This window comes from Paenibacillus sp. 2TAB26 (genome assembly GCF_052115145.1).
Lineage (GTDB): Bacteria > Bacillota > Bacilli > Paenibacillales > Paenibacillaceae > Pristimantibacillus.
This window is the reverse complement of record NZ_JBFRGC010000007.1, coordinates 49,699-63,319: the sequence shown is the minus strand read 5'-3', so window position 1 is coordinate 63,319 and position 13,621 is coordinate 49,699. Positions and strand designations below refer to the sequence as shown.

The 13,621-nt window shown below is 46.3% G+C and carries 12 protein-coding genes; 1 reads left to right on the top strand and 11 read right to left on the bottom strand.

Going from position 1 to position 13,621, the window contains the following annotated elements:
- Nucleotides 1–78: 78 nt before the first annotated feature.
- Both AB4Z50_RS09100 and AB4Z50_RS09095 read right to left on the bottom strand, forming a co-directional pair.
- The gene (locus AB4Z50_RS09100) at nt 79–246 is read right to left on the bottom strand and encodes a CxxH/CxxC protein (RefSeq protein WP_063847536.1); all 168 of its coding nucleotides are present in this window, start codon (nt 244–246) and stop codon (nt 79–81) included.
- Nucleotides 247–515: 269 nt separating this feature from the next.
- Nucleotides 516–1,895, bottom strand: coding sequence for a S1C family serine protease (locus tag AB4Z50_RS09095; protein WP_441878124.1), 1,380 nt, complete (start codon nt 1,893–1,895; stop codon nt 516–518).
- Between the two features lie 159 nt (nt 1,896–2,054).
- On the opposite strand from AB4Z50_RS09095, the gene AB4Z50_RS09090 reads away from it, so the two are divergent.
- Nucleotides 2,055–2,276: a hypothetical protein gene (locus AB4Z50_RS09090; RefSeq protein ID WP_076266549.1), complete on the top strand. Its 222-nt coding sequence runs from the start codon at nt 2,055–2,057 to the stop codon at nt 2,274–2,276.
- Here AB4Z50_RS09090 and AB4Z50_RS09085 read toward each other — a convergent pair.
- From AB4Z50_RS09085 to dnaB, 9 genes are all read right to left on the bottom strand, one after another.
- The gene (locus tag AB4Z50_RS09085; protein WP_076266550.1) at nt 2,245–3,051 is read right to left on the bottom strand and encodes an MBL fold metallo-hydrolase; all 807 of its coding nucleotides are present in this window, start codon (nt 3,049–3,051) and stop codon (nt 2,245–2,247) included. The two genes, AB4Z50_RS09090 and AB4Z50_RS09085, sit on opposite strands and share 32 nt — an antisense overlap.
- A 33-nt stretch (nt 3,052–3,084) precedes the next feature.
- On the bottom strand, nt 3,085–3,840 hold the full coding sequence (gene yycI, locus AB4Z50_RS09080; RefSeq protein WP_441878121.1) for a two-component system regulatory protein YycI: 756 nt from the start codon (nt 3,838–3,840) through the stop codon (nt 3,085–3,087).
- Nucleotides 3,841–3,872: 32 nt separating this feature from the next.
- Nucleotides 3,873–5,330: a YycH family regulatory protein gene (locus tag AB4Z50_RS09075; protein WP_441878119.1), complete on the bottom strand. Its 1,458-nt coding sequence runs from the start codon at nt 5,328–5,330 to the stop codon at nt 3,873–3,875.
- Nucleotides 5,327–7,177 (bottom strand): cell wall metabolism sensor histidine kinase WalK, encoded by a 1,851-nt coding sequence (gene walK, locus AB4Z50_RS09070; protein ID WP_076266553.1) that lies wholly within the window; start codon nt 7,175–7,177, stop codon nt 5,327–5,329. Before walK ends, AB4Z50_RS09075 begins: the two co-directional genes overlap by 4 nt.
- The gene (gene yycF, locus AB4Z50_RS09065) at nt 7,174–7,929 is read right to left on the bottom strand and encodes a response regulator YycF (protein ID WP_441878116.1); all 756 of its coding nucleotides are present in this window, start codon (nt 7,927–7,929) and stop codon (nt 7,174–7,176) included. The genes walK and yycF overlap by 4 nt, the downstream gene beginning before the upstream one ends.
- Nucleotides 7,930–8,157: 228 nt before the next feature.
- On the bottom strand, nt 8,158–9,732 hold the full coding sequence (locus AB4Z50_RS09060; RefSeq protein ID WP_441878114.1) for a peptidoglycan DD-metalloendopeptidase family protein: 1,575 nt from the start codon (nt 9,730–9,732) through the stop codon (nt 8,158–8,160).
- A gap of 140 nt (nt 9,733–9,872) precedes the next feature.
- A complete protein-coding gene (locus tag AB4Z50_RS09055) occupies nt 9,873–10,547 on the bottom strand; it encodes a hypothetical protein (protein WP_441878112.1) in 675 nt (224 codons plus the stop codon).
- Between the two features lie 212 nt (nt 10,548–10,759).
- Nucleotides 10,760–12,046, bottom strand: coding sequence for an adenylosuccinate synthase (locus AB4Z50_RS09050; RefSeq protein WP_441878110.1), 1,287 nt, complete (start codon nt 12,044–12,046; stop codon nt 10,760–10,762).
- Between the two features lie 190 nt (nt 12,047–12,236).
- Nucleotides 12,237–13,598 (bottom strand): replicative DNA helicase, encoded by a 1,362-nt coding sequence (dnaB, locus tag AB4Z50_RS09045; protein ID WP_076266558.1) that lies wholly within the window; start codon nt 13,596–13,598, stop codon nt 12,237–12,239.
- Nucleotides 13,599–13,621: the final 23 nt, after the last annotated feature.

Here is a 13,621-nt window from a genome sequence, read left to right as displayed (position 1 = left end):
TATTCCTCAATATTCGAGTCTTTCTTCATACCTTCACGCTATACGGACATAACCCTATAGATCCTGCTCTACGGTCAGTTAAACCACCAAAAAAGTAGCTGGTTCTTCACAAAAATCACATTTGCGCGGTGGATCCCAATCTGCGAATTGTGTTTCCTTCAGATCTACTACGTCTGGTGCATCCTCATACTCATCTACAAAACGGTCCAATGCTTTCTCAATATGCTCTTTACATACACAATACATCGTCTGCACGCTTCCTATCCCTAGTTGATGGTCGTCCTTATTGTCTATACACAGCATATCAGAAAACGCCTCTCCATGTGAAGACGACAATTTTCGTATTATCTCCGCACGATCCCCTTACCAGTATGCTCCCCACATCCACGCACAAAAAAAACCGCAGCACACAAATGGGTTACCATTTGCATACCGCGGCTCCTTCGAGCTAATCCTAAAATTCCAGCTCAATAAGCTTCAACTAACTAAACTTTATCCAGCTTATGCACTCGAACTTATTCCTCATCTGTCTTCTCAGCCAGCTTAAACTTCGTAACCTTCAGCTTCCCATCACGGTAAAAGCTAATCTCAATCTCGTCACCAATCTTCTTCTGTTGGTACAAGTATTTGCGAAGGTCCATCGTACTGCTGATCGGATGACGATCCAGCTTAACGATCACGTCATTGAACAGCAAACCTGCATCCTTAGCAGGGCCAACCGCTTCAAGCACGATTACACCATCGTAAACCTCGTCTGGCAGCGTAAGCTTCTGTCCGCCCTCAAGAATCTGATCTTCACCTGGGTCAGCCTCTTCTTCGTCATGAGGAACATCGCCCTCCGGCAAAATCCCGCCTTCGCCAGGGTTGCTGTACGCATCCTCAAAGTCCTGCTGCTCCCAATATTGCTCCAAATCCATCGTGTATACGCCAAGATATGGTCGCGGCACATGGCCCAGCTTAATTAAGCTTTCAACAATCGGCATAGCCAGATTGATTGGGATAGCAAAGCCAATGCCCTCTACGCCAAGATCAGCTATTTTCATACTGTTGATGCCAACTACACGTCCATTTAAATCGATCAGCGGTCCGCCGCTGTTTCCTTGGTTTATGGATGCATCAATCTGAATAACCTCTTGTTCCCAGTCGTACACACCATCTTGATTAAGTGATACCGGTACAATTTGTCTTGTCTTGCTCACGCTGCCCGTTGTGACAGACTCTCCGAGTCCGAGCGGGTTGCCGATCGCAATAATATATTCAGCAGGGCGAAGCGCCGACGAATCGCCAATTTCTGCAACGACTTCGATTCCTTTTGCGTCAATTTCCAGCACAGCAAGATCCGTAATTTGATCTTTACCGACAATACGTGCCTCTCGCGCTTCTCCATTCATCAGTACAACCTTTACCGCTTGTGCCTGATCAATGACGTGGTAATTCGTAATAATAATCGCTTTGCCATCTTTCTTGCTAATGATTACACCTGAGCCAACACCCGCTTCACGAAGTGTACCTTTGCCTGCTTCTTTTTCCGGCTGCGATTTGTCTTTTCCAATGCCAAGAGAGAACATTTGCTGATTAATGACGCTTACGACGGCCGGTCTTACTTTCGCTGAAGCCTGTATAGGACGCTCAAGCGGATCAATCACTTGTATACCACCCGTTACAGGTGCAGCACCGCCGCCGCTGGTCGTACCACTGCCTCCGCCGCCAAACACAGCACCGAACAACAACGTTGCAGCTACCGCGCTCGTGATAGAAGATACAAATGCAATACGAACGTTGGACCACTTGCGTCCACCGCTCTTATATCGAAATGCAAAGTCTCCTTTCTTACTCTCGCGAGCAGCACGCTTGGATACTTTGGTTGAATAAAAATCGTCGTCGAATAAGCTCATTACTATCGCCCCTCTCAATGCCTCGGACATCAAGACTATTTTTTTGAATCTAGGAATGTTTTCGGAAGAAATGACTAAAATAATAATAGAATCATGCGATGCTTATCAGAAGTTTTTTGTTGCGCTTCAAAAGTCGTTCCAATAAAGGAGAAATGATATATGAAATCCAAAACGCCTGTCGCTTGGGAACATGTTCAGCTTGCTGCAAAGCTAGCAGATTTAAAGGATGATCACTACCGTACCGTTCTCACCTTAAGTGCGATGCTAGAATTGTTTATAGATAAGGGCATACTTACTAGAGAAGAGCTAAGTGCTAAAGCGGATGCGCTTGATGCACAGCTGGAATCCCTTATTTCTGCTTCACTACATCCCATGACGTAGGTCGGTCGTGATAGGTTGCGCGTAGAGGGTGTTCTTCTTTCTTATAAAATATTCCATGGTCCTCTAATATAGTATTCACGGTCAGCATTGCCAAATCCATTAAATTATGGTCAAGGCTCAAATGAGCCAAATAAACGCGTTTCGTTCGATCTGTCATAAGCTCTAGCAGCGCTTCGCCTGCAGCCACATTGGATAAATGGCCAACATCGCTCAATATCCGGCGCTTCGTATTCCACGGGTAACGCCCCATGCGAAGCATTTCCGTATCGTGATTGGCCTCAAGCACAAGCACATCGGAATCAATAATTTGACGTTTGACCTTTTCACTTACATACCCAAGGTCAGTAGCTAGGCTCAGCTTCTCGCCATTCTCTACAAAGCAATAACCTACAGGCTCTGCCGCGTCATGAGAGATCGGGTACGATTGAATGGCCATTGAACCGAGGTTGACCTCTTCACCTGTTTCCATAAACACTCGCTTCTCTGGAGCAATCGTGCCAACATGCCTCTCCATTGCAGCCCACGTTGCCTCATTTGCATAAATGGGCAAATCATATTTCCTTGCAAAAGCTCCCAATCCCTTAATATGATCGGAATGCTCATGTGTGACGAACAGCCCGTCCAATTGATGACCCATTACTCCGCGCTCGCGCATGAGTTCATCCAGCTTCTTCGCGCTCATACCGGCATCTACAATGACCATCTTGTCATTCCCCTGCACGATGGTTGCATTGCCGGTCGATCCGCTTCCTAGTACTGTAAATCGAAGTCCCATAATTGCTTTTTCCTGTCCCTTCTCCTGCTCCCGTTAACGTAAACCGTTCGCTGCCGCTTCCCCTTGCTCATCATCCGTTGCAACCTCGCCGCTGATGGCATGCACGTAAAACAGATGGCCGTCCTCCAGCATAACACGCCATGACGGCACCGACACTTGACGCTCCGAATCAAAGATTTGTCCTTTATAGCCAAGCTGGATATCGGTAATGACCGCACCATCGGGTAAATAAGTTTCAATCAAGCTCGCTACCACCTTGGCAGCTGGCAGTACCTGCTTGGCTTCACCTGATCCAAGCAGCTCTACGCGATCCTGCAAAAAAGAAGTAATCTTCTGATCTTTAATAAAAAGCTTCAGCTTCACATCAAACATCGGACGTCCTTCTACTACTCGATAAAAAACAGACTCGCCTACACTGCTGTTCAGCAAATCAAATGCATATTGATCAAGCTCAGGAATACGATCTCCCAGTGTCTTTATTAATTCTTTTTTGGAATAGATGATCGTACTATCCACCGGCTCTTTCAATATAACTGGCTCCGCATTTTTGCGGCTGTCAGAGTGGAGCAAATAAGTTAAGTCCTTGAGCTCAGGTGTTTCCAGCGACAGATTGGCTTCTAACGAAATACGCTTCTGCTGCATGAGCAGTAACTTATCCTGCGGCAGCTCCGCCGTATTTACATTAATGTTCAACTGTTCCCTGATATCCAGCCATAGCTGATAACCAAGTAATACATTGAGCAGCAAAAACGAAATAATAAGCACGTTTTTCGCTCGTCCCCAATCCAATCGCCTTCACCTCCTGTTTTCGTATCCTATTTCTATGGTCCATTAAGCGAACGAATCTGGCTCGCACCTGCTGATAAGCTTACGGCTCCTGCAGCATTAGCTGCTGTAGCTGTCGTATCATTTGGCTTATCTGAATTGCCATCAGCCTCACCTTGCACAGCGTCCTCATCCTTCTGCTCAGGCGGTGTAAATCCACTTCGATAAGCCTCTACCAATATTTCTTCCGTACCGTCTTTCAAGCGAACAGCCCATACCGGTATGAACCGAAGTCTGTTCTCATCGATCGGAGCTGCTTGCAGCGCTGGGAACAATGCTGTCACTTCACTGCGTCTATCGTAATTACTGAGCGTTTTCTCCAGCTCTTCCCCGCCTGACAACCAACGAACATTCCTCGATTCCGACTGCGCTCCAAGCGTAATAAGTGTTCTCGAATATTCGGTTACGACACCTTGCTGAAGCCTCAATCTCATGTACCCATAGCGGAACGGCTTCGTGTCCATAACAGGATACTGCTCGACATATTGCTTAAATCTAATATCCTTGCCTTCGCTGCCTGGCATAGCATTCACAAAACGATGTGTGCCGTCCCATCCGCCATGCTGATTGACAAAATCTACTGAGGCATACACATTGTCGCTAAGCAAGTTTTCCGTAATTTGCGGAGCGCTTGGATCTGTATAGCTGATCCACTTGCCGTTCTGTTCTACCTGCAATCCCCGCTTGCCGTCTGTATAAATTTGCGAACCGCCTCGGTCTTCAATTGCTCTTGTTGTGCTTTGATCGAAAAATAAGCTTCGTTTCATCAAATCCGGCGAATACGTCTCGTAAGGAAATACGATTTCCGTTGACTGAATCGGCGCAACCGGTATATAAAGACCGTCTGCTGTCATGGTGTACTTAGGCTGGAACTGACCGAACCCCACATAGTCCTGCACATCGCGTACTGTCAGATCCGCACGAACGGACTCGTAAACCATCTCGCCATCAGCGCTAAAAAAGAACGTTCGAATTTCCTCGGTGCCCGACGTCTTGAAGATCCAGATGCGGTCAATCGTTTCGTTCAAGAACAGCAAATCACCTTCCAGCTTAAGCAGCTTCTGCAGCAGCTCTACTGGAATGCCGTTATCAAAGCGAAGCTCGATACCGATATCATTTTTGCGAATTTCTTCCCAGTTGAGCACATCCGAAGGGCTTCGCTGGAACCCTTTAAATTCTCTACCCTGAATGCGCTGGTTAAGAATCATCTCGTAGAACTGTGTCCCCGGATAGATGATGGTATGCTTATTGCCGCCTAAGTGGATAACTAACGCTTCTGGAAAAATAACACTCTCTACGCTTGTCGGTTTTCCTATTGGCTCCGAATTAACATAATCCTGATCGCTTCTTACCGTAGCGCCAAGACCAGGCATGCTGTATGCAAGCAAATAGCTTTGAAGGAGACTAAGCACGACTAGCAGGATAAGCGTTGTTGTCTTTATTTTTTCTTTCATGCCAGCTCGCCCCCTTCCTGTAGAAGTGGAAGAGTAAATGTAACCGTAGTTCCTTCATTTAGCTCGGAATCAAGTGAAATCGTACCGCTATGTGCCTTCACAATTTCCCGGGCAATCGAAAGCCCAAGGCCTGTTCCGCCCATATTGCGTGAGCGAGCTTTATCTACACGATAGAAGCGGTCAAAAATACGATTCAAATCCTTTTTCGGAATTCCAATGCCAGTATCCTTCACACTAATTGAAAGTGATGCCGAATCGGCCGGCTTCTTCGCCGTTAATTCAATCGTTCCACCGTCCAGCGTATATTTGATTGCATTGGAGAATAAATTATCAAGCACCTGATCAATCTGATCGCGATCCAGCCAAGCGGACTCCAGCCCTTGATCAACGCTCACTGCGGCTTTAATCGACTTCTGCCTAAGCTGAAATGAGAAACGATCTGCCACTTCATCAAGCATGTCATGAACATTTGTCTGTCTGCGGCGCAGCGGCGCTTGGTTTGAATCGAGCCGCGACAAATGCAGCAGATCTGTGACGAGCCGAATCATCCGCTCCGTTTCATTGCGAATAACGCCAACAAACCGCTCGGATAACTCCCGTTCATCCAGTGCACCGTCATTAAGTGCTTCTGCATAACTCTTAATTGTAGTAAGCGGTGTACGCAGCTCATGCGATACATTCGCGACAAACTGACGCCGCGATTGCTCAAGTTTCTCTTGTTCTGTCACATCCTGCAAGACAGCAATCGTTCCGGTAATGCCCTTATCCCGACGATGAATAGGCGTAAATGTTACTTTAAGCAGCCCCTCATCATTATCGTTCATCTCCTGCCCATCCTCATCACGTTCAATAAGCAGTGTCTGACCGCGCCCTTGCTGCAGCTCTTCGAGCCGTTCCTCGGATAGATCGAACAGCTCGGACAACTCAAGTCCTTCACAGGAGCGTACGTCGAGCAATTCTAGTGCTCTCCTATTCCATACGATGACCTTGCCGTTCTCATCCGCTGCAACAACGCCATCGCTCATGTTGGAGAGAACGGAATTCAGCTTCTCATTTTCCTCTTCATTTACCGATAGAGCTTCTTTAAGCCGAATCGTCATATCGTTGAAGGCAACGCTCAAGCTGCCAATCTCATCATCGCCAAGCACGGGCACCTGCAGATCGAATTTCCCTTGTGAAATCGCCTCTGCTTGCCTCGTCAGACCTTGAATCGGGCTCGTAATGGTATGAGCAAGCAATATGCCAAGCACACCAGTGAGACCAAGCGCAATAAGTGTCCCTGAGAAAAATATCTGATTGACCCTGTTGACGGTCTCATACAGCTCGTTCATCGACGCAACGACATATACAACCCCAACCACCTTGTTGTCATTAATCGTCACTGGCTGGGCAATCATCTTTTTGCGTGTATTATCATCATCTATAATTTCTTGCTCATTGTCTGTAATGTTCTGAAGTGCCCGGCTTACAGCAAGCGATTTGTTCTTCTGGCCAATATAGGTCTCGTTGCTTTGAACGGACGTCGCTACCATCTTCCCGTTCGAATCAAGCACCTGCACCTCGGCGCCGCTAATGCTGAACAGATTGCGAACGACCAAACTAAGATCCTCTGTCGTGCTTTCCGCAGAATCACCCTCAGTATCTGGTTTAGCCGCTAAGCTCGGAGCTGCAAACTTAGATAAGATATCCGCTTGCTCCTTCAAATTTTTCGTGAAGCTGTCAATTAAGGAGTTTTTGACCGTACTTATAAAATAAACACCGATCAACTGCATAGCCACCAATATAAGCAGCAAATAGATGATGACCAGCTTTACTTGGATTGTGCGAAAAAAACTTTTGCCCTTCATCCTGGGCCGAAGCCTCCGGACTTGGAGTTGCGCATCATATAGCCAAGACCGCGCCGTGTCATAATGTACTCAGGGCGACTTGGATCATCCTCTATCTTCTCGCGCAATCTTCTAATCGTAACATCAACCGTTCGCACGTCTCCGAAATACTCAAATCCCCATACTGCTTGAAGCAAATGCTCCCGCGTCATCACCTTGCCGCTGTTGCGGGCCATATAATAAACGAGCTCATACTCACGATGAGTCAGATCAAGCGGTACGCCGTCCTTATAAACGACATACATATCAGTATCCACAAATAGGTTGAACAGCTTAAAGCCCTGCTGCTCCTGCTCGGCGGAATGATCGGCAGTGCCAGCATGATCACCGCTTGCAGCTTCTTCTGTCTTTTGCTGCCTGCGCAGATGCGCCTTCACTCGCGCGAGCAATTCCCTTGTGCTAAATGGTTTTGTCACATAATCATCAGCGCCCAGCTCAAGCCCAAGCACCTTATCAATTTCCGTATCCTTGGCCGTCAGCATAATGATTGGCATTTGCAGCTTGGCGCGAACCTCGCGGCATACATCCATACCGTCCTTTACAGGCAGCATCAGGTCCAGCAAAATAAGATCAGGAAGCTCCTCGAACGCAAGCCGTACCGCCTCACCGCCATCGAAAGCGCAAATAACCTGATGCCCTTCCTTCTCCAAATTAAACTTTATAATATCTGCAATCGGCTGTTCGTCATCGACCACTAATATTTTTCCGTGCATCGCTACACCCGCCCGTCGCTTGTCCTTTTTATTACCTTCTATTTTAACACTGTTATCCCTTGCTTCACAATGAAACTTCCCTCATGTTGAAAGGTTTTTCCTCAGTCCGCCATCACTGCATGAATAAGTTAAATACTCCATGTCCATACACAACATTTATATACGCAAAAAAAAGAAACACTTCGCTTATAGCAAAAGTGTTTCTCTCTAGTAAATTATGGGTATATGTTATAAGTACTTTAATGGATTTTGCAAAACGCCGTCCTTGTGTACTTCAAAATGCAAATGAACGCCAGTAGAGTTTCCTGTACTGCCCATGATAGCAATCTTTTCACCCTTCTCAACAATATCCCCTACTTTGGTATTGTAAGAGCTAAGGTGACCGTATACGGTTTTGTAGCCGTTCTTATGATTGATAATAACCGTTTTGCCTAGACCTGGCTTCGTTCCAACAAACTCAACTTTTCCTGTATCGGATGCAAGAATGTTCTTGTTGCCAGTAAGGTCAATACCGTTATGCATGCGTCCCCAGCGTTTCCCGAACTTACTAGTCATTCTAGATCCGGAGACAGGCATTGCAAAACGTCCTGATCCTTCTCCCAAAACAACCTTCGTTCCTCGTTCAACAATTTTTGGAGTCGCTTCTTTAATTACTTCTTTCGTGAGAAGCTCTTCGGATACGACGTAACCGTTTTGCTTCACGATACGATAAGTCATACGTTTAGAGCCAGCCGTACCATTTGCTATCGTCTTCGACTCGCCTACACGCATGCTCGCATTTTTCATAATTTCAACGGGTGGTTCAATCGTTTCTACTTCAACTAAATTCTCGGTTGTCTTTACTGTGAGCTCCGGTTGGAGCACCGTTAGATCAAGAACATCACCAATCGTTATCTTATCATCTTTAATCCATGCGTTATTCTTATAAATAACCTCTGGGGAAATATCAAATTTCTGTGCGATACAGCCGACGCAATCGCCTGCTTGTACCGTATATTTAGTTGGTTGAATACTGCCTTGAACGAGCATCTTATAAATGGCTTCTGCTTCCATGATCTGTTCTGGATCGGTATCAATTGATTCCATCATTACCGCTTCAATGAATTCAACTTCTGTCACTTCACGCCCAGGCTGCTTAGAGGCTGCCTTCGAATCAAGCGCTGGCGGCTTTGCATCTTTTGCATTGAACGAAAGCGACTTCACTTCCTTTGCTTCCTTCTTCGCTGCGGCAAGCTTCGGTGCAAACTTGCTTTGCACACGCAATAAAACTTCATCTGCTGTCTGTTGGTCTTTCACAATGCCGATGACTTTTCCATCAACCTTCACTTCGACACCAACCGCATGAGAGGTAAACAACCCTTCAAGCTTGTCCAGCGTACCAGCAGTTTCTGGAGTTCCTTTGAATGCATGATCAGGCTCATAGGTAATTGTTCCTGTATCAAGCACCATGTTAATGCCCGGGTTAGCTTGCTGAACCTCTTCGGTTTCCAGCAAAACTAGCTGCTCTACTTCTTGTGGATCACTTACGGTTCCAACGGCTGTTCCATTCATATATACGTTATAAAATTCGACTGTGTTTGCTTGAACATATTGGATTCCGCTAAATCCGGCTACTGTGAGGAGTACGAGCGCCCCGCCCGCTAACTGAACCGGCTTTTTTCGCCAAAACGGCTTGTTTGCCTGATCACTTGCGGATTGTTGCTGTGTCTTGCCATCCAGTTGTTGCGATCGGTCATGCCGAAAGTACTGAATCGCTTGATTCCATACTTTCTGAATCCGACCCTTGTCCCTGAAAACGGTCATGATTGTCTCCTTTTCGCGCTAATGCAACTTTTTTTCCGATTTCCGACATAAAAAAAGACGAATTATCCTGTCGGATCGTTCGCCTAATACTGTAACATATGCCCAACAATTGGAGCAACCTTTACACCCTATTCACAATATTAATATTTTTTCAGAATCTCCATCATTTGCCCATATTCGGTCTTGTCGAGATGTTGTGCCATTATTTGTTGAATCTCTGTCAACTCTTGTTCTGTCAGCCCATTTTCGATATATTGAGAGATCGTTTGCCACGATTCTTGCGGTAATTTTGTCATAAGCAGACTGAATAATTTTTCTTTATCCTCATCGCTCATTTGATCCTTTACCTCAGTCAAATCATCCGTTGTCATCGCTGTCTCGGTATCATCAACACCTGCTGTTCCCTCTTCAACACTGCCATCTTCAGGTTTTGCTCCACTTCCTGCTTCGGTGCCCCCGCCAATGCCCATATCGGTAAGCGGAGCATCCGTTGCTTGCCCAAAGGCGTCGATGGCTGCCGGTGGATCAGTCTGCTCATTTTCACCTGCATCTGTTGCTGGAGTATCCTCACCATCAGCTATAGTCTTCTTCTCTTCTTTATCTGCAATATCCGTCGTTACTAGCGGATCTGCTCCCCATAGTTTGCCCCATACGCCTGACATTGCCATCGGCGGCACTTCAAGCGGTAAATTGAATTGTTTTAATATCGTTTCCACATAGCTGGTTACAATATATCCCGTCGTCCAAATGGATAAGAAACTTACGATTAATCCTGCTGCTACAATTTTCGCCAGCCATTCTACTTTTTTCAACATTGCCGCACCAATCCCTTCGTCCAGCAGCTGTCAAATTGTTATTTAGCAGCCGCAATTGCCATAATCTGTTATATATCATTATGGTCAACATTAGGGACAACCATTCTTCTAAACTCTATTAATTTCCTATAATTGAGTGTTTTAAAGCGAGTTTTCAACATTTATATACAAAAAAAAGGATGGCCCGCAGGCCACCCTTTGTAAAAAACATTTTATTCGTAAATCGGACGAACAGGGTTCGTTTGCTCACGGTTACGGCCAACGGAGAAGATCGCAATTGGAATACCTGTAAGCTCGGATACACGGTTCAAGTAATTGCGTGTATTCACTGGAAGATCCTCAAGTGTTTTCGCGCCAGAGATATCCTCTGACCAGCCTGGGTGCTCCTCGTAAATCGCTTCGCACTCTGATACCATTTTGAGGCTTGCTGGGTAAGTATCAATCACTTCGCCGCGCAATTTGTAGCCTGTGCAAATTTTAACTGTTTCAAGGCCTGTAAGAACGTCTAGCGAGTTCAGAGAAAGGCCTGTAATACCGCTAACGCGGCGTGCATGACGAACAACTACCGTATCGAACCAGCCAACGCGGCGTGGACGACCTGTTACTGTACCGTATTCATGACCTTTGTCACGAATCATTTGACCGATTTCGTTGTCTTGCTCTGTTGGGAAGGGACCATCGCCTACACGAGTTGTGTATGCTTTAGCAACACCAATAACTTGCTGGATTTTTGACGGACCAACGCCAGAACCGATACAAACTCCGCCAGCTGATGGGTTGGATGATGTTACGTACGGATAAGTTCCTTGGTCAATATCAAGCATAACGCCTTGAGCGCCTTCGAACAAAACCTTCTGACCAGCATCGATAGCATCGTTTAGAATAACAGAAGTATCTGTTACATATTTGCGAAGCACTTCTGCAAAACCAAGATAGTCGGCAACGATGGAATCCGCATTAAGATGCGCTCCGCCATATACTTGCTCAATCAATTGGTTTTTCTCGATGATAATGCTGCGAACTCTGGATTCAAATTCCTCAGCATCCATCAAATCAGCAATACGAATGCCGTTGCGTGCCGCTTTATCCATGTAGCAAGGGCCGATCCCTTTGCGAGTTGTGCCGATTTTATTATCGCCTTTACGATCCTCTTCAAGACCGTCAAGTACAAGGTGATAAGGCATAATGACATGAGCGCGATCGCTAATTTTCAAATTATCAGTAGAGAAGCCATTTTCGTGAATATAGTTAATTTCGTCAATCAGAGCTTCCGGATTAATAACCATTCCGTTACCGATGACGCAAGTTTTATCATGATTGAAAATACCCGATGGAATCATCGTCAATTTATATTTTTTGTTATCAATAAGGATGGTGTGTCCGGCATTGTTTCCTCCTTGGTAACGAGCGACGACGTCGGCTCCCTCTGCCAAGTAATCAGTGATTTTGCCTTTACCTTCGTCTCCCCACTGTGTACCAACTACAACAACCGTAGACATAATTATACCCCCGTCCGGTGTTTATAAGCACCGAAAATTACCGTCCCAATGCTTTATACACCAGCAAACCTTTTATAAAAGGGCCCGTGTCACAAGTCAAAAGACAGCATTAATAGTGTAGCAGTCCAACATCGAGAAGTCAAACGAAAAACGAACAATTGCATAACTACACATGCAATTGTTCGGATATTCACGACGCTTGCATCGGATCTTGATGCGCGCGATCGATACTTACGAATTTATTGTACTTTTTGAGAAACACGAGCTCAACCGTACCTACCGGTCCATTCCGCTGTTTAGCGATAATGATCTCGATAATATCTTTTTTCTCAGACTCTTTGTCATAATAATCATCCCGGTAAAGGAACGATACGATATCAGCATCTTGCTCGATAGATCCCGATTCCCGAAGGTCGGACATCATCGGACGTTTGTCTTGCCGCTGCTCAACGCCCCGGCTCAGCTGAGAAAGTGCAATAACGGGAACTTCAAGCTCACGCGCAATTTGCTTCAGTGTACGTGAAATTTCGGATACCTCTTGCTGCCTATTCTCGCCCGCTTTACCGCGGCCGGAGATCAGCTGCAAATAGTCTATCATGATCATGCCTAGCCCTTTTTCCTTCTTCAAGCGACGGCATTTGGCGCGAATTTCTGCGACCGTAATGCCCGGTGTATCATCAATAAAGATTTGTGCCTCCGAAAGCGATCCAATCGCCATCGTCAGCTTTTCCCAGTCATCGCCTTCGAGGTGCCCTGTCCGCATCCGCTGGGCGTCTACATTTGCTTCTGCGCAAATCATACGCTGTACAAGCTGTGCCGCTGACATCTCCAGACTAAAGATCGCGACGGTCTCGCGTGCGCGAACGCCAACATTTTGTGCAACGTTAAGCGCGAATGCCGTTTTACCTACAGAAGGACGGGCAGCAACGATGATCAAGTCGCTTCGCTGGAAGCCGGCCGTCATCCGATCCAGATCGGTAAATCCGGATGGAATGCCTGTTGTGCCGCCTTTATCCTGGTACAGCTGCTCTACCTTCTCGAATACCTCCATCAATACGTCTCTAATGGAGATGAACCCGCTACCAGAGCGGCGGTTCGATATTTCGAGAATTTGTTTCTCTGCATCTCCGAGAAGTACACCAACATCCTCTGAATTCGCATAACCATCGGATACGATGTTTGTTGCTGTGCGAATAAGGCGCCTCAGCATCGACTTCTCTTCTACAATTTGTGCATAGTAGTCAACGTTTGCTGCGGTTGGCACCGAGTTGGCAAGCTTCGCCAAATAGCTGACTCCACCAATTTCCTCAAGCAAATGCTGATCCTGCAAATGCGCTGTCAAGGTCACGAGATCAACCGGCTGGTTGTTCTCTGCGATTTCAACCATCGCCTCATATATTTGTCTGTGAGGACCGCTGTAGAAGTCTTCACTGCGCACGCGCTCCATCGCTGTAATCAAGGCTTCTGATTGCAGCAATATCGCTCCGATAACAGCTTGTTCCGCTTCTAAGTTTTGCGGTGGAACACGATCAAACATCAATTCAGTGCTCATGGGCCCCTCCTAAAAGGTTTGCA